This window comes from Streptomyces sp. NPDC006265, assembly GCF_040613555.1.
Lineage (GTDB): Bacteria > Actinomycetota > Actinomycetes > Streptomycetales > Streptomycetaceae > Streptomyces.
This window is the reverse complement of sequence record NZ_JBEXSH010001538.1, coordinates 1-1,021: the sequence shown is the minus strand read 5'-3', so window position 1 is coordinate 1,021 and position 1,021 is coordinate 1. Positions and strand designations below refer to the sequence as shown.

Genomic DNA, 1,021 nt, shown 5'->3' with positions numbered 1-1,021 from the left:
GACGCTCGGGCAGGTACGGAGATGTCCGTCCCGGTGAGGACATCCGTCCCCGCGCTGACCTGCGCGGGGACGGATGCGACGCAGTGATACGGACCCAGGGGGAGGTGGGTCAGCGGGCGCGTTGGGGGCCGCCGGGTCCACCGGGTGGGCCGATGGGCAGCTGACCCGACGGGGCGGCGGGCGGCTTGCCCTGGGTCGGGCGCGCGGGTGTGGCGTCATGCGCGGTGGCAGGCGCCGTCTTGGTGAGGTCGGGGCAGTGCCGGGCCCAGCTGTCGAGGAACCGGTTACGGGCGTACCCCTTGGCCTGCCTGCCCTTGTCGAACCGGTAGTTGGCCGGGCGGATGTCGAAGTCCCGGAGCATTCTGCCCAGGTGGTAGGCGTTGAGCCCGTTGGTGCCGTGCTCTGCCCAGGGGGCTTCATGGTCCTGGAGCAGGGCGGTGACCAGATCCAGGGAGGACAGGGCTTCGGGGTTGCCGTGTGCCTCGAAGACGCGGTGGATGTCGCGCAGCAGCCGTGTCTTCAGGTTGGTCTGCTCGTCCTGGACGGCCTCGAACCGGGTCATCGCGACACAGGCCGCGCGTGCACTGGCGGGCCAGTGGCCGCCGGCCAGGTCGGCGATGATGACCAGCGGTTCCCAGGTGTCTGCCGCCCGGTCCTCCACCGGCATGGTCGGCGCCATGCGGCCAGCCGTGCCGCGCAGCGGACCCAGCCAGGCGGCCAGCTTGTCCCGCAGCGCGTTCAGCTCCGGTGTGGCGTAGCGCGAGCGGAACGGGGTCACCTTCTCGCCCGGCTTGCGCTTTTGCATGCGGAGCACGACCGCCCGGTCCGTGATCGTGTCGGGCAGGTCGCCGATCGAGGCCAGTACCGCCATGGCGAAGGTCGGATACGGGGTCGGCTTGTGTTCCGGACCGGAGATGCGCCACGCGGTGAACCGCCCCGGGTTCGGTAGAGATCTCAGTTGGTGGTCGTGACCTGGGGTTTCGTGGTTGTCAGGTAGTAGTTGGTCTCGTATTCGACGGGT

The 1,021-nt window shown here is 69.9% G+C and carries 1 protein-coding gene; it reads right to left on the bottom strand.

Annotation, left to right across the window (positions count from 1 at the left end; all coding sequences use genetic code 11):
• Nucleotides 1-109: 109 nt before the first annotated feature.
• Nucleotides 110-1,021, bottom strand: a 912-nt coding sequence (locus tag ABZ281_RS50445) for a DUF3631 domain-containing protein (RefSeq protein ID WP_356665678.1), incomplete at its 5' end; no start/stop codon positions are given.